The following is a 23,917-nucleotide window of genomic DNA, read 5'->3' on the forward strand; positions in this document are numbered from 1 at the left end:
AAATTTGGAATTTAGTGGTGCTTGGACGTCTCAAGCACTAAACGATAACCCAGCCCCGGCTCGGTTTTTAATAGCCGCTGTTCGTCAGCACTATCGTTCAGTTTTTTGCGTAGTTGACTCACTAACACGCGTAAGTAGTGAGTATCTTCGACATGACTTTTTCCCCAAATCACCGCTAGCAAATGAGTTTGCTCAATGAGTTTTCCCGGCTTGAGAATCAACTGTTCAATGAATGAAAACTCTTTCTTGGTGAGTGGAATTTCCCTCTGATCCAACCAAAATTGGTGAGTACTTTTGATGATTTTGACTCGGCCAGCCACCAGCTCATCAGCGATGGATTGCTCATCAACCAAATCTCGAACCAGCACTTTGATGCGCGCGATGAGCTCTTTTACGCCAAAAGGCTTGCTCAAGTAATCATTCGCGCCCGCTTCTAAAAGGCGGATTTTTTCCTCTTCTTGATCGCGAGCTGTCAGCACTAGCACTGGCGTTTTATACGTCTGACGAAGTGTATTGAGAAACTCCGTCCCATCGCCGTCGGGCAAGCCTAAATCAAGCAGAATAACGTGCGGTGAATGCGCTTCGAAACACGCTTTGGCTTCTGCAATGGTACTCGCGCCAATGTAATCAAACCCTTCAGCAGACAGCGAAATTCGAATAAAGGTATGAATGCGAGGCTCATCGTCCACGACTAAAACTTTGTAACTCACGCCTGCTCTGCTCCTTGATTGAGTGGAAGTCGAATGCGGATCAGCGTCCCTTCTGATACTGGCATAGATTGAATCTCTCCTTGGTGTGCGGTGATGATGCCTTTGGCAACCGCGAGTCCCATTCCGGTGCCTGAATCGGCCGATTTGTTGTTCGCGCCGGAATAGAAAAGGCTGAATATTTTTTCCGCATCTTCAGCTTTGATGCCAATCCCCATGTCCCGAACATCAATCACGCACGACGAACCCTGCTTAGAAAGAGAAACCTCAACAGATTCATTCTCTGGCGAAAATCGCATGGCATTATCCAACACATTGAAGATCGCTTGTTCGATAAGCGAACGACTTACTGATAAATAACCAACGGAATCATCCATATTCATGGATACTTTCTCGGTGTAATTCGGCAAACGAGAAACCGCATCCCGCACAATATCCGCAATCAGCTCATCTTTTTTAGTAATTTTTAATGTGCCATGCTGGAGCTTAGTCGCCTGTAAGAGGTTCTCGATATATTGATGCAAGCGGTGGCTTTCTGAAGTCGCACTGTCGAGCAATTCTTTGCGCTCTAAGTCTTTGAGCTTGGGCATGTACTCGTTGAGTGTGGTCAGTGTTCCAATAATGGTTGCTAGCGGCGTGCGTAGGTCATGGGACACCGATAGCAGGATGCTATTTTGCAGCTTGGTTTGTTTTAACTCGCCCTGCTGGCGACGATAAAGATCCGCAAAGGTGCTGGTGATAAATGCCACCACCATAAACACGACTAGATTAAAAATGTCTTCCGGACGAAACATCTGCAAAGAGTAACGAGGCGTCGTGAAAAAGAAGTTGAAGCTCAACGCTTCGATCACCGCCGCCGCATAAGCGAATCGCGAGTTGCATTGAAACGCCACCACCACAACTGCTAACTGCAAAATCAGCAGGACCGCAGCTGTAGAGCCAAACAATTGGTCCAACAGCCATGAGGCCACAACCGCGCCAACAATCACGATGGCAGAAAAGAGAAATGTGTTATCTCGCCAATGAGCAAACATAAAGTACATCAACCAAAATTCGATGCAGAAACTTTAGCAAAAGCCCATTCGGAGTTCGCGTAAAAAAAGCGTAAAAAATGCAAGAACGACAGTGAGTTATAGACATAACCATCATTAAGTTGGCCTAACTTAATGAATAATCACAAGTAAACGTCACCCATTGACGCCTACTAACTCGGTATAAACGGCAGACATAAAAAAGAGGAGCATTTGCTCCTCTTTCGTGTAGCGTCATATTAGATGACTTGCCGTTGAGCATCACCTTGCTCAGACAAAAAGCCGCCGGTTTGATGCTTCCACAACTGAGCGTAAACACCACCCAATTGCAGCAGCTCGTAATGCGAGCCTTGCTCAATGATTTTGCCGTCATCCATCACAATCAAACGATCCATCGCGGCAATCGTTGATAAACGGTGAGCAATCGCAATCACAGTTTTTCCTTCCATCAGAACTTCAAGGTTTTCTTGAATTGCCGATTCTACTTCTGAATCAAGTGCAGACGTTGCTTCATCCATGATCAAAATTGGCGCGTTTTTCAGCAGCACGCGAGCAATCGCCACACGTTGACGCTGACCACCAGACAGCTTCACACCGCGTTCACCCACTTCAACGTCATAGCCAACGTTACCTTGCTCGTCTCGTAGAGATTGAATGAAATCATGGGCATGTGCTTTCTCAGCAGCTGCGATAACGGCATCCATTGAAGCATCTGGATCACCGTAAAGAATGTTCTCTTTAATTGAACGATGCAGCAAAGAGGTGTCTTGCGTGATCATACCAATGTGTTGGCGCAGCGACTCTTGTTCGACTTGAGAAATGTCCTGTCCATCAATACAAATTTTACCCGTATTTACGTCGTAGAAACGCAGCAACAAGTTAACCAACGTAGATTTACCCGCCCCTGAACGACCGACAATGCCGACTTTTTCGCCCGGTTTGATGGTCAGATTCAAGTTCTCAAATACCGCCTTTTCATCACTGTAGTTAAAACCTACGTGATCAAAGCAGATCTCACCTTGCGAGATTTGCAGAGGCTTGGCATTTGGTATGTCTTTTACTTCGACGTCGTTTGAAATCGTATTAATACCGTCCACTACCGTACCGATGTTTTCAAACAGTGCACTAACTTCCCACATGATCCACTTCGACATTCCTTGTACGCGCAACGCAATACTAATGGCAATCGCAATAGCACCAATTGTTACAGCGTGATCTAGCCATAGATAAACCGAAATGGCACTGATAGACATCAGCAGTAAATAGTTGATGGCATCGACACTAAACAGCAAACAAGTCACCATGCGCATTTGGCGGTAAACCGTCACCAAAAATTGCTTCATGCTGCTTTCTGCGTATTCCAACTCTCGTTGCGAGTGCGCGAATAGTTTTATGGTAGAAATGTTGGTGTAAGAATCGACAATGCGCCCAGTCATTACAGAACGAGCATCCGCTTGCTCTGTCGCTACTTGTTTCATTTTAGGGATAAAGTAGAACTGGATAACCGCGTACATCCCTATCCAAATCACAATAGGCAACATCAGCAAACCATCGGCCTCGCCCATCATCCAAAGCATCGAAAGAAAATAAACGCTGATATAAACCAGTACATCCACCAACTTCATGACCGTTTCTCGTACCGCTAACGCACTTTGCATCACTTTGGTCGCAACTCGGCCTGCAAAGTCACGTTGGAAAAATCCAACCGCTTGTTTTAGCAAGTAACGGTGAATCAACCAACGGATAGACATCGGGTAGTTACCCAATAACGTTTGGTGCATCACCATTGAGTGGACAAAACCGAGAGCTGGCATCACAACCGCCACTAAGAACAGCATCATTAGCATGCGATCACCCTGGTCTTGCCAGAATGTTGCGCGATCTTGATTAGAGAGAATATCGACGAGCTCACCCATATAACGCAACAGCGTCACCTCAGTAATGGCAATAAGCGCACTGAACACAGCCATGACAAGTAAAGGGGCTTCAAAGCCACGAGTGTAAAAGCGACAGAAGCCAAAAAGTGTCTTCGGTGGCTTTTCGGTTTCCATCTGGGGAAAGGGTTGGGTCAGTTTTTCAAACCAATTGAACATAACAACGACTTTAAGTACCGCGAATGAATTTGCGAACGTTTTACTATCTTTTGATACAAAAGTCAGTAAAATACCGAAACAAAAGTTCAAATGATAATAATTACAATTAAGCTTAGCGTTAATCATAATTGTCGGGAATATATTTATGACAAAGAATAACTTACTGACCATCGCGATCCGTAACGCATTGGTCTGTGCTTTGGCACCAACAGCAGCAGTGGTTGCATTCACAGCACAAGCTCAAGAAGACGTTGTACAAGATGACATTATTGCAATGGAGACCATTACGGTCACCGCACAAGCACTTAAAGTAGAAACCCCTGCGGCAGAAACGCCGCGCAGCGTATCTATCATTTCTGAAGATGAACTTCGTGTTCGTGCACCGCAAAAATTGGACGAAGCATTACGCTACACATCTGGTGTAACCGCTCAACCTTATGGTGCCGACAACGACACCGATTGGTTCAAAGTTCGTGGATTTGATGCAGCGACTTACCTAAACGGCAACCGCCTATTCCGCGATGGTTACTACACATGGTTAGTCGAACCTTACGGCCTAGAAAGTGTGGAAGTGGTTAAAGGCCCATCAGCTATTCTGTTTGGTGAATCGGCACCAGGCGGTATCGTGAATGCAGTACAGAAAAAACCAACGTTTACGCCTCAAGGCGAAGTAAAAGTCGAAGTGGGCAACAACCAACACCAGTCTGTGGGTTTTGACATTGCTGACGAAGCAAACGACGCAGGCACCGTGCGCTATCGTTTGGTTGGCTTGATGACAAGCCAAGACGGTGAACTGGACGGCACCAATAACGAGCGTTTCTACCTAGCGCCAAGTGTCGAGTTCGACATTTCTGACCGTACAATGCTGACCGTTTTGGCTACTTACCTTCGTGATGACGGTGTACCAACCAACCCATTCTTCCCAGCAGCGGGCACTTTGGTTGGTTCTAACTTTGGCAAAATCGATCCTTCGACTAACCTTGGTCAGCCAAACTACGATAAATACGAACGCACGCAGTTCTCTCTAGGTTACTTACTAGAGCACGACATCAATGACACGTGGTCATTCTCGCAAAACCTCAACTACGGTTCGAATGAGTTGTACTTGCGCAGCTCTTACGCATTCTCAAACAACGATCCGGCGAAAGAAGAATTAACGCAAGGCATCGTATTCCGTGACGGCAAAAACCAGAGCATCACGTTCGATAACAATGCTGTCGGCAACTGGATGACAGATAACGCAGAACACACAGTGCTTGTCGGTATGGATCTGCAATTCCACAAAACCGATGGCGACGAGCAGGACAACTACGCGTTTGGCACCATCAACCCGTGGAACCCAGTTTACGGCAACTTCACCCCTCTTGATCCTGCCAACAACGTGAAACGTGAGATTGAGAAATCTCAAGCAAGTGTCTACTCACAATACCAATTGAAACTGCATGAACAGTGGATTGGTAACATCGGTGCTCGTTACGACTGGGTGAAAACAGAAAACTCTGGCAAAGGCGCAGGCGTTGATCAAAACGAATCTCGTGATGATGGTCAGTTGTCTCTCAGCGCGGGTGTTATGTTCCTTGCAAACAATGGTCTGTCACCTTACGCAAACTACTCTCAGTCGTTTGAAGTGATCAGTACAATTGATACAGCAACCAATGAACTATACAAACCGCTGGAAGGCGAGCAAGTAGAAGTGGGTGTGAAGTATGAGCCAAACTTTATGGATGGCTTTATCAACCTTGCATGGTTCGACATCACGCAAAAGAACGCGTTGGTCACCAACCCATCAACATGGATTGCGACACAAACGGGTGAAGTGACTTCTCAAGGTATTGAGCTTGAAAGCACAACACAGCTAACCGACGATCTAAAACTGATGGCAAGCTACACCTACACCAAAGCGAAAACAGATGAGAGCTTTGGCCAAGGTAAAAAACAAGCCGCACTTATTCCTGAACACCAAGCTTCAGCATGGGTAGACTACAGCGCCTACAGCCTGATTCCAGGCCTCAATATCGGTACTGGTGTGCGCTACGTAGGTGAGTCAAAAGATAACCCTAAGAGCTCGAACCTAACTGTTCCTTCAGTCACTCTTTGGGATGCGTCAGTCACTTACGACATCACTTCACAGTGGCAAGCACAGCTAAACGTGAACAACATTCTGGATAAAGAGTTTGTTTCAGGTTGCGATTACTGGTGTTACTACGGCCAGTCTCGCTCTGTCATGCTAAACGCAAACTACCGCTGGTAATTGAACTTTCTACTCCCCTCTCTTGAGGGGAGTTTTCTCCTAAGAGTCATCCATGTTTCAACTGTCTAATATTGAGATCGTTCGAGGTGGACGTCAGATCCTCGGCATCGACCAACTTAACATCCCAACGAATGAACTAACTGTCGTTTTGGGCCATAACGGTTCAGGCAAATCGACACTGGTGAACCTGCTTTCTGGTCAAATGTCACCAGATAAAGGCACGGTAACACTAAACGACACTTCCCTTTCGTCACTCAAAACCAAAGAGCTGGCAAAGCAGATCGCCTATTTGCCACAAAAGCTGCCCTCCTCGGCTGGTTTAACGGTAGAAGAGCTAGTGCGCTTGGGCCGCTTTCCGTGGCGTGGCGCACTTGGTCGTTGGAAACCTGAAGACAAACAGATTATCGCTGAAGCCATGGCTCGCACTGGCGTTGCTCCGTTTGCTCAAGCATTAGCGGACGATTTATCGGGCGGTGAGCGCCAACGCGCTTGGGTGTCGATGCTGTTGGCTCAACAATCACCGATTTTGATCTTAGACGAACCGACCTCCGCGCTCGATGTTCACCATCAATTTCAACTGATGGCGCTACTGGCAGAGCTGAATCGAACCGAGAACGTAGGCATTATCGTGATCCTTCACGACTTGAACTTAGCACTGCGCTATGCAACCCACATTGTTGCGCTCAAGAAAGGTCAAATTGCGTTCGAAGGCAACGCCGACATGTTGCTAGATGAGGAGCGCCTTTCTGAGTTGTATGAGTCACCGATTAAGCTCATTGATCATCCAACTCCAGCCAACACATTGGCGAGCCAAAAGGTGGCTGTTGTATGCGCATAATAGCTCGTTTACTTACTGTGGTTACACAATCTGCTTTTCTGTTGGCATTTTTTATGACTAATGCAAATGCAGTCATCACCGTTACCGATGAATATGGTGAGCATAGTTTTGAGCAAGCGCCACAACGCGTTGTTGCCTTAAACTGGGACATCTTAGAACAAGTTTTGGCGCTAAACGTAGAACCAATCGCAGCCCCAAATTTACCAGGCTACCGCCAATGGGTCGTCAATCCAACTGCACCAGAGTCAATTGAAGATATTGGAACCCGTGCAGAGCCCAACTTAGAAAAAATCGCCAGCTTGAAGCCAGATGTCATCCTTGCTGCGTCTCCACAGCAAGACTTGATTCCGTTACTCAAACAAATTGCTCCGGTTATATATTTACCTAATTTTTCTGAAAATGAGGCTGCGGCCGAGACTGCTATTCGTCACTTTCGTACGCTCGGCAAGCTATTCAATAAAGAGGCTCTTGCTGAACAGAAACTGGCAGAATTAGATGCTTCATTTGCGCAGATGCGCCAGCGAATTCGCCACTATTACTCTGAACCACTCAGTGTTCTTGTGATGCGATTTTCAACCCCGAATACTGTATTACTTGCAACCGAAAACTCCACCACTGACTACGTGGTCAGAAAACTGGGATTACAGGCTCCAATTAAAGAGGCCCCACGTGCGTGGGGGGTAAAGCAAGATCGGATTAATCGACTTCAAAACCTTCACAACAGCTATGTTCTCTACGTACAACCTTTCCCAGAAGAACGCAAACTGAAAGATTCGCCACTTTGGCAAGCGATGCCGTTTGTAAAGAAGCAGCGGGAAAATTCAGTCAGAGCAGTGTGGGCGTATGGCGGTGCTATGTCTTTGCAATACACCGCTGAAGCGATTACCGACAGTCTAATAGAGTTGGCACCAAAGCAATGAGAACGAAACATTATATTGGTTATCTGGCGCTGATTACGTTACTTAGCGTCTTTAGTCTACAAATTGACACTAATTTATCACTCTTCGAACAGTGGCAATTATTAACAAAACCAGAGGTAGCGAGCGAATTTCGTGACGTATTTTTTACGCAAGCTCAGCTTCCTAGGTTAAGTATTACTCTGCTTGTTGGTGCCATGCTTGGTCTCACTGGCAGCTTAATGCAGCAATTAACGCAGAATAACCTCACCTCTCCTTTGACTCTTGGCACCTCTTCTGGGGCTTGGCTTGCATTAGTCGTGGTAAACATTTGGTTTGTTGATTGGGTAGCCGACTACTCTGCATTAGCCGCAATGGCGGGGGCTTTAGTGGCGTTTGGCCTGATCGTATCTATTGCCGGTGTGCGTAATATGACGGGTTTGCCGTTGGTCGTTTCGGGGATGGTGATCAATATCTTGCTCGGTTCTATCGCCACAGCCATTATTATTTTAAACGCTCAGTTTGCACAGAATATTTTTATGTGGGGAGCAGGAGACCTTTCTCAATACAGCTGGGATTGGTTTGAGTGGTTATTGCCTCGCTGCGCTATCGCAATCGTAATTTTGATCGTCGCACCACGTATTCTGACTCTAATGAAACTAGGGCAAGAAGGCGCAGCAGCCCGAGGCTTAGCGGTATTACCTGCTTTTGGCACGTTAATGGTGATGGGTATTTGGCTGGTATCAGCCTCAATCACCGCCATTGGTATCATCAGTTTCATCGGATTACTGACCCCCAATATTGCCAGAGCGATGGGGGCAAGAACGCCGCGCGACGAATTGATCAGCAGCATGCTAATGGGCGCAATGCTATTAATCATCACCGACTCTGCCGCCATCTCGCTAAGCTTATGGTTAGAGGAAACCATTCCTAGCGGCGTAGCGGCTGCAGCTATTGGCGCTCCCGCTTTAATTTGGTTTACTCGTAAAAAGCTGACGGCAACCGATCAACTTAACCTTTCAATGAGCCAAGGAAAAACGGCGCTTTCTAAACGCGCGGTATGCAGCATTGCGCTATTCAGTCTGGTTGGGGTTCTAGCTTACTCATTCGTTACCCATGGTATAAACGGGATCCAATGGTCCGTGCCAGGGGAGTTTCAATGGCAATTGCGCTGGCCGCGAATGTTAACCGCACTTTCTGTCGGTATTGCTCTATCCGTTGCAGGAATCATTTTGCAACGCATTGTTTACAACCCTCTGGCCAGCCCAGATATTCTCGGTGTGTCTTCCGGAGCCACGTTTGCCATTATTACGACAGGAGTCATCGCTGGGTCACTTCTCTCCGCATTTAACTGGGGTATCGCTTTTTTCGGAAGTATGTCCGTATTGATGTTATTGCTGATTATCGGTAAACGAAGCCATTTTAATCCATCTAACTTCGTGTTGTCCGGCATAGCACTAACGGCACTATTAGAAGCCCTTGTTCAATTTTCGCTAGCTCAAGGTTCTGGTGACAGTTACAAAATTTTATTGTGGCTAACTGGTTCAATTTATCGAGTCACAGCCGACACCGCACTGATGCTATGTTTGGCAATAATGGTTCTGCTTACCGCTGTATTCGCGGTTTCTCGCTGGCTAACATTAATTTCCATCGGACGACAATTCTCAAATGCACGAGGACTTAACCCCACCGTAGCCAATACGCTAATGCTCACCATCGTTGCTTTATTATGCGCCTTTTCTACCGCTACAGTTGGTCCGATATCTTTTGTTGGCTTGGTCGCTCCCCATATGGCGATGATGTTAGGAGCAAGAAAAGTGAAAGAGCAACTAAGTGTCGGAGCCTTAATTGGTGCAACCCTAATGTTGTGGGCAGATTGGCTGGGACAAATCGCTATTTATCCAAGTCAGGTCGCAGCTGGCACATTGGTCGCTATTTTAGGCAGTACTTACTTTCTGTTTTTAATGCTGAAAAGTAAATTCAGCTAAGTATTCAGGGAATATAGTTAGAGCTGGAAATACCGTTAGAAAAACAAACCCCGCTATGTTTGATAGCGGGGTTTGTTTTAACTGGCGTACGACACTTCTCTATTTTTCAATCACCACAGGAAAGCGCTGCTCATAAAGTTCCATAAAGTCTTTACGAATCAAATGCTCCAAGTGGTTAGCTTTATCGGTCGGGCAGAAAATCATAACATGCAAAATCTGCTCACCATTGATATTACTAGAAATATGCATATGTGGCTCTGCACCGGGAAGATCGACCCCCGCGTGTTTTTCAATCATCGCATTGTAGCGATGCGCAACATCACTGAAGTAGCTACAATGCTCTTCAATCTTGTCGGTCAAGATTGGTAACAGAGGATACAAATTAACGAAGTCTTTCACCACGATAGAGAAATTGTGGTAGACGTAGCGCTTCATAAAATTGAGGTTCTTTACTGGGTAAGTAAAAAACATACTATTGGGTAAGGTCGCGGTTTTTCCGGTGTAGTGATATTGCCCATGGTGCAGGTCGATCTCTTGAATCACCGTCGCCATCATATTGTGCTCGATCACTTCGCCGCACAGTTTACCGACCTCAATCCAGTCACCGACACGAAAAGAACGTGAGCTTGCTCTTTGAATCGAGCCTGTAAAACACAAAATTATCTCTTTGGATGCCACAACAATGGCAACCGCTATCGCCGTGACACTTAGAGCAAACTCGTTTATTTCTGATTGCCATAAAATAAATAAAATCAGTAATGTAACGGCAAAGGTGCCGTTCTTAGTTCTGGACATCCAGCTGCGCTGATCTTCAGAAAGAAAGGCATGGTCACCACGAATCATCGATAAAATGGTACGACGAATTAACCACATAATCACAAAGATCAGTGCGGTAAAAATCAGTTTATGAGTGAGAAGAAAATCGACGACTAACTGCACTTTCTCCATTCCACGGCTCCCTTAGAATTAAAATACGGCCTAGTAACGGGTAACCATAACAAATTATTTTGTCAGTTGTCCGTGTTCACTCAAGTACTTTTGAGATTACTCCTCTCTAAAGGCGCGATTCATGCTTTCAGTGATTGGCTTTATTAAATAACTTAAAGGCGTTCGCGGTTCAGATAAAATAAGCACTTCCGCGTTCATTCCTGAAGTTAAGCGGTGTTTGGCTACATCTTCTTGCGAAATTGCAATTCTAGCGAGGTAAAAATCCTCTTGGTTTTCTTGTGAAAGCTTATCCGCAGAAATCGTTAACACCGTGCCGTCTAATGGTGCCAACGTTCTAGCATTCAGAGCGGTCAGACGAACATGCGCCTGCTGACCTGGGTTAACTAAATCGATATCCTGAGGATTCACGCGAGCCTCGACTAACAACTTATCGTCTTGAGGAACCAACTCTAATAGCGTTTCACCCGAACCAATCACACCTTTTTCGGTAAACACCTGCATGTTGACCACACGGCCTGCAATAGGTGCATTGATGGTTGTTCTCGCTACAATATCTTGGGCTGAGCGATACTCTTCACGAATGGCGACGATTTCCTTTTTGGTGTTTCGTAGCTCCTCGACAATCTCATTCAGTCTTTCAAGCTTCAACTCTTCAATTTGCGCTTGGTTTTCATCCAACCTTTTGCTGACTGTGAGTGATTGTCTGTCTAACTGACTTAAGGTACTCCGCACTTCCGCCGCAAGACGTTTGAGTTGAAGTAAGGTGGATTTACCCGAAAAGCCTTTTTGAACTAGAGCTTGGTTACTGTCTATTTCTTCGGCGATAAAATTGAGTCTTTCTCTCTCAATTACCTTGGTTTGCTGGAGGTTTTCCAGCTCCAAATTTGCCCCAGAAATACTCTGCTCAATGATGCTCAGCTTACTATCAAAGAATCGCTTTCTCGCTTCAAAGATCTTGTTTTGAACCAGTTGAGCTTCTTGGACGATATCGACGCGAGGAATACTTTCAAGATCATCAGACCATACGATCGTTGGCAATTCATCTAGCTCAGCACTTAGACGGTTTTCCTTCGCTAGAGTATGAATAAACTGACCACTTAATGAATCCAACTTCGCCATAGCTTGTCGCTTAGAGAGTTGAATTAATAATTGACCTTTTTCAACCAAGTCTCCCTCCTGCACGTACAGCTTTTCAATAATGCCGCCTTCTAGATGTTGAATTTCTTGTCGCTTAGTGAGAACAGACAAATCGCCATAAGCAATCGCAGCACTCTCTAATTTCGCTGTCGCAGCCCAGTAGCCTAGACCGCCAAGAAAAACACTTAGCGTCACCACACCAAGTAAAATTGGCTTTCGAAAGCTTAGTTTCGCTTGCGGACTAAAACGATAAACGGTTTCAGACGGATGCTGATTAACGGCTGGCAGTTGATTGCTCATTTCTTACCCTTGGAATATCTGTTCTTTCTTCGCCCATCAAGCGTTTTAATACTTCATCTTTATCACCGTATAATTTGACTCGACCTTCAGCTAAATACAGCAATCTATCCATTTGTCGTAATGTACTCGGATTATGGGCAATGACGATAATCGTTGATCCTTGCGCCTTTAAATGGGCAATCAAACGTTGATATGCAGCCTCTCCTTCACCATCAAGGTTGGCATTAGCTTCATCGAAAATCACAATAGATGGATCGCCATAAACGGCTCTTGCAAGTGCGATTCTCTGCCTTTCTCCTCCAGATAAACCACGGCCATTTTCGCCAATAACGAAATCATAGCCTTTGTTTTTCTTGAGTATTAATTCATGACATCCTGCTAGTTGCGCCGCCTTGATGACTTTAGCGGGGTCTTCCTCTTTGAAGCGCGCGATGTTCTCCCGAATTGTGCCAGGAAACAACTCTACTTCTTGAGCGAGATAACCAAAATGGGCGCCGCGGTCTTCCGATGCCCAAGTAGACACTTCCATACCATCAAGCGTAACCTTACCCGCTAGTGGCTTGATCGTACCTAATAACAACCGAGCAAACGTCGATTTACCAGTACCAGAAGGGCCAATAACTCCGACAGCGACTCCGGGAGGAATAGATAAGTTGATCGATGAGAGTACAGGGTCTGCTGTGCCAGGATGGCGATAAGCAAGTCCAGTAAGTTCATAGTGTCCTTTTGGCTTTGGCAGTGGCATATTCGATTCATCTTGGCGCACGATTGCGTCGATTTCTTTAAGTCGTTTATACGCGCCTTTAGCAGACATAGCACTTCGCCATGTACCAATCGCCTGCTCCATCGGCGAGAGTGCCCGACTCATTAAAATGGAACTCGCGATCATCGCTCCCGCAGTAATCTCATGTTGGATCACTAACCATGCTCCGCCTCCCAACAAGAAGATCTGTAGTGAACCACGTACAAACTTAGAAAAGTTAGCCATGTAAATGGACTTACCTGCCACTCGCTCTTCGAGCATATTGACTTCATTCACGCGCGACTGCCATTTCTCTAAAAACGCGTTCATCATCCCCATCGCAAGAATTGAATTGGCATTTTGCGTGGCTAGCTCGGCGTTGTTGATATGAGAGATCGCCCTAACTTCACTCTCTTGCATGGTTTTACGCGTCATTAGCTCATTGAGTAGCCCGAGACTAAACAATACGATAGACCCGAGTAACGCGATGTGACCCAATACTGGGTGCAATAAATATACAAACAAAATAAACAGCGGTGTCCAAGGCGCATCCAATAGTGGATAGGGTGCTTGGCTGCTCAAAAAGCTTTTGATGTTCTGAATGTCTCGCAGCGTTTGCGAGGTGTAACTCTTCCCTGTGTGCGATTGGTATTGAATGCTGCGCTTAAGCATAAAAGTGGACAGTTTGGTGTCCATCCAATAACCAAATGATTTACTCATTTGCGCGCGAGCGATATCAATAATCGACATGGTTAATAACGCGACAATCACGATAATAGTGAGCAAAAGTAGAGTATCGGTTGAATAGGAGGATATCACTCGGTTGTACACTTGAAGCATGTACAAGGGTATCGAGAGGACTAGTAAGTTGATAAAAAGGCTAAAAGCGATTAGCAAGCCCGCAAGCGTGCATAGTTTTTTGTCTCACTTCTTTGAAAACCGTTTTTTGCACGACTATTTCCGTTTAAATTGAAAATGTAGGCGCCAGCAAAAGCTAGCACCTAACTTAAGACAGCCTCAAATACACTCTAGAATGACCGAGTTAGTTCACCTCAGCGTGACAGAGCCACACAAACTAATCCCATTCTGAGTGATTTAGGTCATTTAAATTGCAAATAAATCCGCACCGTAAGTATTGATGTCAGTTTCGGTAACGCCAATGAGTTTCACGGTTAGATCAGCACCATCGGTAAACACGGCATTACCTACAGCATCATAGCTAAAGCTTAAATCACCGAAGTCTGTGACCGAGTCGCTAATAATGTGCAAAGAATCTTCACCAATGGTGAAATCCACAACTTTTGCTTCGCCATGGCCACCAAACTTATCCGTGAACACAAACTTATCGCCATTGCTGCCGCCAACTAGAACATTATCACCAGAACCAGCTACAAGAATATCTTCACCGACGCCGCCATTTAGTTTGTTGTCACCCAACAAACCCAAAAGCAAATCATTACCTGTACCACCGCCGAGGTAATCGTTTCCTGTACCAGCCCTTAGGATGTCATCACCAGCACCACCAGTTAGGCGATCATCACCGTCGCCGCCGATCACATAATCGTTACCGCCACCGCCAACAAACGAATCATTACCACCAAAACCAATAAACAAGTCATCGCCGCCATCGAAATCAGCAAATTGGTTATTTACACCTGCATCGCCTAGATACGTGTCATTGTCACTTGTGCTCATTTTTATTCCCTCTTGTCTTAATAATTGAATAGACCTTTTATTCTATGTCTGAGTAGATTTGTAACAGACATGAGAAGTCTAATAGTCAACCGAATAGGAATAAGTTTGAATATGGGATGATATTTCAGACTGACATTTTAATAATAAATATAAAACTTAGTACTTTATAGAGCATTTTCTTTTTATTACAGTAAGTTAATACTAGTACTACAGATTTCGCCTAGCCCAACTTGTTGCTTGCGTACGGTTCTTTACTTCTAACTTTCTAAAAATATTGTATAGATGTGATTTAATAGTATGCTCACTGATAAATAAAGAATCAGCAATTTCCATATTTGAGCCTCCTTCTTTCAACATTTTTAAAACTTGAATTTCACGCCGAGTAAGCTCTACCTCGATAGCAGGCTCGATAATGCTATTCGCTTCTTTTCCTCGATAATAATTAACCAGCTGATCCAGTAATCTTCGAGACAGCCAATTATCTCCTTTTATTATTGCTTTTAACCCCTGACACACCTTGTCCATGGAGTCTCCCGGACCGAATATACCCTTTACATGCGGCCATGAGGCGAGTTCTTCTGTGTCTAAGTCATAACCTAAATTAAGCATTATGGTTCCTAGCACTTTATTACTATCTTTTAAATAAACTAAAGTTTCGGATGGAATCTCAACTGAAAAATCAACAAGCAAAAAGTAGCGTTCCGGAATGAGTTCGTGATAACTAGGGTTTTTAGTATCTATGATCGTTATTTTAGTTTCTATATTTTTAGAAAGCATTTCCTTAAAGTTTTCACTCTGTAAACTTTGTTGAGTGAGCATTAGGACTTCAGGCTTTTCCATATACTGTTCCATAATGTTTCTCATACTTTCAGTGACTTAACATTCTTAAATTAGTCGTTAATCGTCCGCACTTAGTGTGATATGTAAGTGCTAGTCCACAGAGTAAAGTTATTTGCTACTTTTTTAAATTCCAAAGTTATTAAAAAGAGAATCAAAAAAAGTGTTTCTCATAAAAGAAACACTTTTAACACATTTAGGTCACAGTAATGATTAAGAATTCACTAAATTAAATAACGCAATATTTCAAGGACATTACACTGTTAACGAGTTATCCGAAATATTTTCTTTCGCCCAAATAAGTGCTTGGACTCTATTTTTTACTTCAATCTTCTTGAAAATATTGTGTAAATGAGTCTTTACCGTATTCTCGCTCACAAATAGTTGTTCGGCAATTTGTTGATTGGAAGCCCCCATAGAGAGAAAGGTAATTATTTGTTGCTCTCGTTTGGTCAAAATAGCGGGAACATTCTTATTTATAGGTTTGCAGTGGCGACGAAGGTGAGTAATGTATTGCTGAGAAAACTTACGGCTGAACCACATATCCCCCTGAAGTACCTTACCAATCCCAACTTGCAGCGTTTTTATATCATCAGAGGTATAGAAAATACCTGCTAGAGTACGCCAAGCAAAAAGATCTTCAGTCGAAATGGATTGATCACAATTAATTAAGATTTCGAGCGTATCTTTCTGTTGCGACTCTTTAAATTCCGAATAACGCCGAAAGATTTCATCAGTGATCACGCTGCAATCAACAATAATGGCTGACGCTAAAGGCGAATCTAACGCTCCGTGAATAAGAGAGTCTGGTGTGATTAGAGCAACACTAATACCGAGTTTGGTCTCCAATACATCTTTCAGCAGAGATGACTGCAGACTGCCCTCCGTGATTAAAATGACATTTCTTGTTTTTTGTTGCTCCATCCTGATCGCATTCCCTTGGTCGCTTTTATTGAAATACGCAATAGATTTAGATAGAGCAGTAGTATTGTCAAGTATGAAAATAACTAGTACTAATTAATAACTCATTGAAGTGTCAATAATTTTTAAGTGGCAAGTCTGTAAGAGGTATTAGCATTTTTCAGGCATTAAAAAAGGGAGCATACACTCCCTTTTTTGTATTTGAGTTGGTGATTTTGTCGCGCCCGTTAGAGCCGAAACCTCACCCTAGCTTAGTGAACTGGCACAGAGTTTTTTTGGTTAAATTTACCAAAGTGTTGCTCTAACACTTCTGCCGTCAACTTACCTTCTGCTTCCAGCTTTTTTAGCTCAGCGACGATCGCTTTTTGCTCTTCTAGCGACGGCAGTTTTACTTCTGGCTCCTGAGCGGCTTCCTGAGAAATCTGCTCTAGTTCTTTTTCGAAGTCATTCATAGTACTTACCTAAATTTAGTTAGTGAACTTTTAAACTTCGGCTATTCTATCCAACTCTATAGCTTGAAGCTACCAACCATCTTGTCCAGACGTGAAGAGAGCGCTTGAAGATCACGACTTGCATCCGCCAGCTCTTCTGCCGTTGCCGTTGTCATTTCATTGATCGCGTTGATTTCTTCAATGTTTTGGTTAATGGTATGCACCACAGTGGATTGCTCTTCCGTCGCCGTCGCAACTTGCGTATTACGATCAGAGATGTCTGTAATTCGCTCAGAAATATTGACTAACACTTCCACGGCTTCATCGGTTGAAGCAACCCCTTCAATAGTGACCGCTTTACCCGCTTCCATCGCACTTACTGCGTCTTGTGCGTCACTTTGAAGTTGGTTGATCATCCGTTGGATCTCTTCTGTTGAATCAGCCGTGCGTGACGCTAGGTTTCTGACCTCGTCAGCAACCACCGCAAAACCACGACCTTGCTCTCCAGCACGTGCAGCCTCAATCGCGGCGTTCAACGCAAGCAAGTTGGTTTGTTCTGATATGTCACGAATTACGCCCAGAATCGAGCCAATATCTTTAGTTGTCGATGCCAGCTGCGTGACGACAATATTGGTCGTTTCTACGTCATCAGCTAGGCGGCTAATCACCTCTTTGGCTTTCATAACCACTTCACGACCCGTTTGAGTATTATCAGAAGCCTGATTTGCCGTATCGGCAGCAGTAGCCGCGTTCGATGCAATTTCGCTGATGGTCGCACCCATCTGGTTAATCGCCGCAACAACTTGAATGGTTTGATCACGCTGCTCTTGGCTGTTGTCATGCGTGGATGTTGCTTTCGTCGAAACACTTTCTGCCGCTTGACTTAATGAGCCACTGGTTAAAGCAACTTCTTTCATTGTGGCGTGGATCTTCTCAATAAATCCGTTGAAGCCTTTTGAAAGCTGAGCAATTTCATCATTACCCTGAATTTCAATGCGCTGCGCCAAGTCGCCTTCACCTTGCCCAAGATCGGTAAAACGATCAGCAATCAGTCGAATTGGTTTAGTAATACTATTTGCCAACCATACGCCCATCAGAATGAATACAACGGCGACAATGATGGTCGTAAACAGCATTTTTTGCGCAGTAGCATTTAGGTCCGCGAAGACTTCATCGACAGGAACTACACCAATGACAAACCAATTCATTGAAGGAACATACAAACTGGAAACAAACGTGTCCTGCCCTTCAAATTCCACATTAATCAAATTGAAGCTGTTTTTATTCAGCAGTGCACTCGCATCATTACCAAATAGCTTGGTGATAGAAGTTTGGTTTTTACCTTGTTGACGATGTATTTGAATCTCACCCTGTTCGTTAGTGAGGAACACATAACCCGTATCTTCAATTTTAAACCCATTGAGCAGCGCAACCATGTCGTCCATCGACTTTGAAAGACCTGACATTGATGTACCATTTAAGTCTTGGTAGTTGGCAAACATTTTTACTTCGCCGTTTGCCTCTTGGAAAACGCTCACTGACGTTTCTTGACCAGAAGACGTAAAGCCAAAGAACCAAGCATCTTGAGTTCGATTAAGCTGACGCAAGAACCCGTTTTGATTCCAGTAATATGCCGTTTGACGATTGGCTACCGACGCATCATTAAGTCCGTACTGGGATTTAACGTTATTGAGCTGCTGAACTAACTGAACTTCTACCGACGGATCGCGGTCCGTATTAGATAGAGCTTCGACAATAAACTCGTTTGTTGCGAGCTGTTTTGCGGCTTGTTGCATCTCTACAACTTCGCGGTCAATTTCTGTATTGATTTGCTGCAGCATCGCAGGTAGTTCGATATCAATAAGACGGTGGCTCAACACATCTCTTGCATGACGCTGAGCCATAACACCAACGATAATTGTTGATGCTAAAACAGCAAACGTAATACCAAGTACAACCTTCTGTTTGATGCTCAAGGAATGAAGTTTCAACATATTCGGACCTTTTAAAAGAATCACTTATTATTGGCCCCATAAGGGGAATCTGGTGCATATCTCATGACACGCACATCACAGAAACTTTATCGGCTCACATATACAAAACTAGAGGCATTTCTCACTATATTATGAAAAATAAATGTAACGCTCTGTCAGATAAGAACTTTCAGTGATAGCAAGTACTTGCAATTCTCTGCAGCGTCCCAATATTGAAAAGATAAATTGCGAAAGCGCATTGGAACTTTTTCCATCTGGAAAATGACCAATACTCAACACAAAAATCAAATGGATATCGAGAGTCCAAAGCATGCATAAATCTAACTTCGAAACTCTTCAGCAATACCTAGAGTCGCAGATCATTGGTCAGCAAGATCTAGTCAAACAACTGCTTGTTGCCCTTTTGGCAGATGGACATATTTTGGTTGAGGGCCCTCCTGGGCTGGCAAAAACCCGTGCAGTAAAATCACTCTCAGATTGTGTTGAAGGCGACTTCCACCGAATTCAGTTTACCCCTGACTTGCTGCCAGCCGATTTAACCGGCACCGATATCTTCCGCCCCGAAACCGGAGAGTTCACTTTCCAATCTGGTCCTATCTTCAATTCTCTTATCCTTGCGGATGAGATAAACCGTGCACCGGCCAAAGTACAAGCAGCGATGCTTGAAGCAATGGCAGAGAAACAAGTCACAGCAGGTCGCCATACTTACCCGTTGCCAGAGTTGTTTTTGGTCATGGCGACTCAAAACCCGATTGAACAAGAAGGGACTTATCCACTACCTGAAGCGCAGCTAGATCGCTTTTTATTACATTTAGAAGTGGAATACCCAGATGCGGAACATGAGCTATCTATCTTGCGTATTAACCGCGGTGAAGCAAAAGGCGAAACTACCGTCGAGCGCCCAATGTTAAGCCAACAAGATATATTCACTGCGCGTAAAGAAGTGTTGGATATTCATATGGCCGAAACGATAGAGCAGTACATCGTCCGTTTAGTTATGGCAACACGTCAAGCCAGCGAATATGACACTGAGCTGGATAAGTGGTTGTCAATGGGCGTTAGTCCACGTGCCACCATCGCTCTGGATCGTTGTGCCCGTGCGCACGCTTGGCTTGCAGGTCGTGATTTTGTGTCCCCAGAAGATGTTCAAACCATGGCTTATCCGGTTTTGCGCCACCGTTTATTACTGAGTTACCACGCTCAAGCGGAAGGCATTACGGCAAACCAAGTCATTGATAAGCTGCTAAACCTCGTTGGCAGTGCATAAGACTAGGGAGTGATATGTCCACAACGCATCCACTGCCACCTCATGCGAATGGGGTGACATTAACCCTTGAAGAGCTGCTGCAATACCGCACTCAATCTGTACGTTGGTTGCCACCAGCACAAAGTATCTGGTCGCAAATGAGCGGTAACCATACCAGCCGCCAAAAAGGGCGAGGCATGGATTTTATGGAAGTACGCCAATACCAACCTGGCGATGATATCCGCAGTATTGATTGGCGGGTAACTGCTCGTACAGGGAAAGCGCACACAAAGTTATTTGCAGAAGACAAAGAGCAAGCTGTGATTCTTTACCTTGACCTGAGTTCTAGCCTGCATTTTGGGTCTAAGTATATGCTTAAGTCGGTTCAATTGGCTCACTTTGCCAGCGTGTTGATTTGGCTCACTTTGGCTAAAAAGGATCGCATCGGTGCGGTGATTGACGATGGACATCAATGTTTTGAGTTTCGCCCTTCCTCTCTACAAAAACAGGGGCTGCGGATTCTTAATGCTATCGTCGATACACATAACGCGCAGGTGGCTCGTACTGCCAACAACGAGGCTCGTACACTGCCGTATACTCAGGTGTTAGAAACACTTCATACACTGACACCTAAGGGCAGCGAACTGATTATGCTCAGCGACTTTGCCCACATAAGCGCAGCAGAGTTGACGCAGTTACGTCGACTAAAACAGCACAACAGTGTGAGGGCTATACAGTTTTATGACCCTTTAGAAAGAGGTGAAACAAACTTTAGAGGTCAAGTAAAAGCCTCAGATGGACAACGTAGTCAATGGTTCAACTTTGGCTCCAAGGGCCAAAGAAAGGAACTCGAAACACACTTTACTCAACACCAAGAAACCATTAAACAGCAATGCCATTCGATGGCGATTCCATTTAACACGCTATCAAGTGGTTGGCCCTTGATTTCACAATTAAGCTAACAAACAGTACAAGCAGCATTTATTAAGCAGTAATAATAATGACAACAAACAACCAAAGCCTAGACCTTGAACCTCTGATTTTACCAAACGCTCCGGATTGGTTTCCGCTCGCTTGGGGATGGTGGGCAGTGCTTGCGGCCACCGTACTTTTCGTTTTCAGCATTTATCTTTATACGAAATGGCGTAAAAAACGCCTACGCGCGCAAAAGGCAGCCTTAAAACTTTTAACTCAATCTGTCACACCTCATACCCCTTCCTCTGCTCTAGAAATATTGCGTCAGGCGGCATTGAGTTACTTTCCGCGTGAAGAAATCGCGCCATTAACTGGAATCGCTTGGTATGAGTTTCTCGATAGCCATACCAAAGAAACTCGATTCGTAGACAAACAACATCAGTGGCAAGAAGCGCTGTATCAGAAATCCTCTCAAGAAAATCATCAAAGCTTGGTCGATGATTGTGTCTTTTGGATAACTCACGCTTTGCCACCAAAGAAAAAGGCAAATAACCGTGACTGAGCAAACACTCATAACCGATCTTGCCCAATGGCTAAACATTGAATTTGTCTGGTGGTGGGCACTATTTTTGCTGCCTGTCCCCTGGCTGGTATACAAGCTCCTGCCACAAGAATCTCAACAAGCCGAGATCAAATTGGCGTACTTACCAACTAATGAGAATGGCAGCAAGCCTAGGCAAGCCCTGCAAAAATCACTATCAATGGCGATCTGGGTTCTTCTTATCATTGCTTGTGCGCGTCCAGTTTGGTTTGGTGATCCAGTTGAGTTCCAACCCAAATATCGGGACTTGATGTTAGTCGTCGACCTATCTGGCTCGATGCAGCAAGAAGACATGGAGCTCAACGGCGAATACATCGACCGCCTCACCGCTGTCAAAAAAGTTCTGTCTGATTTCGTGGCAAAGCGAAAAGGCGACCGTCTCGGGGTTGTTTTGTTTGGCGATCACGCGTATTTGCAAACGCCACTCACTGCAGACCGTAAAACCGTCATGCAGCAGATTAATCAAACCGTCATCGGCCTGGTTGGTCAACGAACCGCCATTGGTGATGGCATTGGTCTAGGCACGAAAACCTTTGTAGACAGTGATGCTCCGCAACGAGTCATGATTTTGCTTAGTGATGGCAGCAACACTGCCGGTGTGCTCGAACCGCTCGAAGCAGCGGAAATCGCAAAAAAATACAAAGCGACCATTTACACCGTAGGCGTAGGTGCTGGTGAAATGATGGTGAAAGAGTTTTTCATGACTCGTAAGGTTAACACCGCAGCCGACTTGGATGAGCAAACACTAACTAAAGTGGCAGAGATGACTGGTGGACAATATTTTCGGGCGCGAGATACTGATCAGCTCGAAAAGATCTACGACACGATCAACCAGCTCGAGCCCGTGTCAAGCGACACGCAAACTTGGCGTCCGCAGTCAGAATGGTTCCCATACCCATTAAGCGCTGCATTCGTACTGTCGGTATTGTTATTCCTACTGAGGAGAAAACATGGCTGAGTTTATTTTCCTTAACCCTTCTTGGCTTTTGGGGCTTATCGCAATCCCTATTGCGCTCTTGCTCAATCACAAATTTAGAGCAAAAAAATCGACACTGATTGCCCCTCACCTAGCTAAAGTGCTCGGACAAAACACGCAGTCCAAACACTATTTTATTCTCTGGGGCGTAGCTTGGGCGCTTGCCTGCATTGCGCTAGCGGGACCAAGCTGGCAATCCAACGCTCGCCCAAGCTTTGAGTTAAACCAAAACCGCATTTTAGTGCTTGATATGTCTCGCTCGATGTTCGCTACGGACATCAAGCCTAATCGACTCGCGCAAACACGTTATAAGGCGCTGGACTTACTTCCTAAATGGAAAGAAGGGGCTACAGGTCTTATTGCTTACGCTGGCGATGCCTATAACTTAAGTCCACTGACGACTGATTCCAGTACGCTTGCCGGCATTATCGAGAATTTGTCACCAGAGCTAATGCCTTTTCAAGGGGCAAACCTGCCTTCCGCAATTGAATTAGCGCTCAACCAGTTCTCTCAAGCAGGTGTGCAACAAGGCGACATCATCGTGTTAGCTGATGACCTTGATGAGTCAGAACTGTCTCGCGCGTTGAATTTAGTCGAAGGTAAAAACATTCGGATCTCTGTTCTTGCAGTAGGAACCGCTAATGGTGCTCCCATTGCCCTACCCGATGGTTCTCTTTTAAAGACTGCACAAGGCACAACTGTCGTAGCGAAAACAAATCTGAAGAATTTACAAATACTAGCAAAGAAAACAGGTGGAATTTTTGTTCCTATTCAGCACACCAATCGCGATGTTGAGAGAATTTCGGCCTTTACGAGCAACGTTGGTAGTCAACTTTCGGCCAAGAAGAGTGAAGAAGTGAGCACTGACTCTCGCTTAAACGGTGGCTTTTGGTTGCTGCCGCTGTTACTTCTGCCTGCAGCTTTACTGTTCCGACGCGGCCTGATTTGGATGTTTGTGGCAACAATAATACCGATGACTTGGACACAACACGCCGAAGCAAATCCGTTCTTAAATGCCGACCAACGAGGAGCGGAACTCTACAAGCAAGGTGAGTATGAACAGGCGCAAAACCTATTTACAAACCCAAGCTGGAAAGGAGCCGCCAGTTACCAAAAAGGTGACTACGAAGCCGCTATCGAAGCATTTTCTCATGACTCCTCTCCTAACGGCCGCTATAACCTTGCCAACTCTCTGGCGCAAAATGGTCAATTAGAAGAAGCAGCAGAGCTTTATAAAAAACTGCTTGAAGAAACGCCCAACTTTGAAGCTGCAAAGAAAAACTTGTCGGTTGTGGAACAGAAGCTGAAACAGCAACAGCAACAGCAACAGCAACAGCAACAGCAACAGCAACAGCAACAGCAACAGCAAC

General features: G+C 44.9%; 19 protein-coding genes and 1 pseudogene. 9 read left to right on the top strand and 11 right to left on the bottom strand.

All coding sequences use genetic code 11. From position 1 onward, the window contains the following. Positions 1–11 precede the first annotated feature (11 nt). The 3 genes from EX191_RS06450 to EX191_RS06460 all read right to left on the bottom strand — a co-directional run bounded on the left by EX191_RS06450 (position 12) and on the right by EX191_RS06460 (position 3,831). Positions 12–710, bottom strand: coding sequence for a response regulator transcription factor (locus tag EX191_RS06450; protein ID WP_053394728.1), 699 nt, complete (start codon positions 708–710; stop codon positions 12–14). After that, on the bottom strand, positions 707–1,741 hold the full coding sequence (locus tag EX191_RS06455; protein WP_193447391.1) for a sensor histidine kinase: 1,035 nt from the start codon (positions 1,739–1,741) through the stop codon (positions 707–709). Before EX191_RS06455 ends, EX191_RS06450 begins: the two co-directional genes overlap by 4 nt. 236 nt (positions 1,742–1,977) lie before the next feature. Beyond that, positions 1,978–3,831 (bottom strand): ABC transporter ATP-binding protein, encoded by a 1,854-nt coding sequence (locus EX191_RS06460; RefSeq protein WP_193447383.1) that lies wholly within the window; start codon positions 3,829–3,831, stop codon positions 1,978–1,980. 145 nt (positions 3,832–3,976) lie between these two features. Here EX191_RS06460 and EX191_RS06465 point away from each other — a divergent pair, with 145 nt between their 5' ends. Genes EX191_RS06465 through fhuB form a run of 4 tightly spaced genes read left to right on the top strand, consistent with a single transcriptional unit; the run spans position 3,977 to position 9,804 of the window. Beyond that, entirely contained in the window at positions 3,977–6,082 is a 2,106-nt protein-coding gene (locus EX191_RS06465) for a TonB-dependent siderophore receptor (protein ID WP_193447384.1), read from the top strand. 52 nt (positions 6,083–6,134) lie between these two features. Then, on the top strand, positions 6,135–6,920 hold the full coding sequence (locus tag EX191_RS06470) for an ABC transporter ATP-binding protein (protein WP_193447385.1): 786 nt from the start codon (positions 6,135–6,137) through the stop codon (positions 6,918–6,920). After that, positions 6,911–7,840, top strand: coding sequence for an iron-siderophore ABC transporter substrate-binding protein (locus EX191_RS06475; protein WP_193447386.1), 930 nt, complete (start codon positions 6,911–6,913; stop codon positions 7,838–7,840). The genes EX191_RS06470 and EX191_RS06475 overlap by 10 nt, the downstream gene beginning before the upstream one ends. Next, on the top strand, positions 7,837–9,804 hold the full coding sequence (fhuB, locus tag EX191_RS06480) for a Fe(3+)-hydroxamate ABC transporter permease FhuB (RefSeq protein WP_193447387.1): 1,968 nt from the start codon (positions 7,837–7,839) through the stop codon (positions 9,802–9,804). Before EX191_RS06475 ends, fhuB begins: the two co-directional genes overlap by 4 nt. 99 nt (positions 9,805–9,903) lie before the next feature. On the opposite strand, the gene EX191_RS06485 is transcribed toward fhuB, so the two are convergent. The 8 genes and pseudogenes from EX191_RS06485 to EX191_RS06520 form a co-directional block, all read right to left on the bottom strand. After that, entirely contained in the window at positions 9,904–10,752 is an 849-nt protein-coding gene (locus EX191_RS06485) for a mechanosensitive ion channel family protein (protein WP_139059203.1), read from the bottom strand. Positions 10,753–10,848: 96 nt separating this feature from the next. Continuing rightward, positions 10,849–12,189, bottom strand: a complete 1,341-nt coding sequence (locus EX191_RS06490) for an HlyD family type I secretion periplasmic adaptor subunit (RefSeq protein ID WP_047008476.1) — start codon at positions 12,187–12,189, stop codon at positions 10,849–10,851. Then, positions 12,164–13,883, bottom strand: a pseudogene (locus EX191_RS06495) (type I secretion system permease/ATPase). Before EX191_RS06495 ends, EX191_RS06490 begins: the two are co-directional and overlap by 26 nt. Positions 13,884–14,035: 152 nt before the next feature. Then, positions 14,036–14,626, bottom strand: a complete 591-nt coding sequence (locus EX191_RS06500) for a calcium-binding protein (protein ID WP_005392412.1) — start codon at positions 14,624–14,626, stop codon at positions 14,036–14,038. 207 nt (positions 14,627–14,833) lie between these two features. Continuing rightward, entirely contained in the window at positions 14,834–15,490 is a 657-nt protein-coding gene (locus tag EX191_RS06505) for a LuxR C-terminal-related transcriptional regulator (protein ID WP_080619247.1), read from the bottom strand. A 228-nt stretch (positions 15,491–15,718) separates the two neighbouring features. Next, a complete protein-coding gene (locus EX191_RS06510; RefSeq protein ID WP_150917684.1) occupies positions 15,719–16,387 on the bottom strand; it encodes a LuxR C-terminal-related transcriptional regulator in 669 nt (222 codons plus the stop codon). A 248-nt stretch (positions 16,388–16,635) separates the two neighbouring features. Further along, positions 16,636–16,836, bottom strand: coding sequence for a restriction endonuclease subunit S domain-containing protein (locus EX191_RS06515; RefSeq protein ID WP_047008479.1), 201 nt, complete (start codon positions 16,834–16,836; stop codon positions 16,636–16,638). Positions 16,837–16,892: 56 nt separating this feature from the next. Beyond that, the gene (locus tag EX191_RS06520; RefSeq protein ID WP_193447389.1) at positions 16,893–18,809 is read right to left on the bottom strand and encodes a methyl-accepting chemotaxis protein; all 1,917 of its coding nucleotides are present in this window, start codon (positions 18,807–18,809) and stop codon (positions 16,893–16,895) included. Positions 18,810–19,119: 310 nt separating this feature from the next. Between EX191_RS06520 and EX191_RS06525 the strand changes: the two genes are divergently transcribed. From EX191_RS06525 to EX191_RS06545, 5 genes are all read left to right on the top strand, one after another. Further along, entirely contained in the window at positions 19,120–20,076 is a 957-nt protein-coding gene (locus EX191_RS06525; RefSeq protein WP_182034045.1) for an AAA family ATPase, read from the top strand. A gap of 14 nt (positions 20,077–20,090) precedes the next feature. Continuing rightward, entirely contained in the window at positions 20,091–21,017 is a 927-nt protein-coding gene (locus EX191_RS06530) for a DUF58 domain-containing protein (protein WP_053808320.1), read from the top strand. Positions 21,018–21,055: 38 nt separating this feature from the next. Further along, on the top strand, positions 21,056–21,532 hold the full coding sequence (locus tag EX191_RS06535; protein ID WP_047008481.1) for a DUF4381 domain-containing protein: 477 nt from the start codon (positions 21,056–21,058) through the stop codon (positions 21,530–21,532). Next, on the top strand, positions 21,525–22,529 hold the full coding sequence (locus EX191_RS06540; protein ID WP_074190417.1) for a vWA domain-containing protein: 1,005 nt from the start codon (positions 21,525–21,527) through the stop codon (positions 22,527–22,529). Before EX191_RS06535 ends, EX191_RS06540 begins: the two co-directional genes overlap by 8 nt. Beyond that, on the top strand, positions 22,522–23,917 hold a 1,396-nt coding region (locus EX191_RS06545; RefSeq protein WP_193447390.1), incomplete at its 3' end, for a VWA domain-containing protein. The genes EX191_RS06540 and EX191_RS06545, both read left to right, overlap by 8 nt.

Source organism: Vibrio chemaguriensis, from assembly GCF_012275705.1.
Taxonomy (GTDB): domain Bacteria; phylum Pseudomonadota; class Gammaproteobacteria; order Enterobacterales; family Vibrionaceae; genus Vibrio; species Vibrio diabolicus.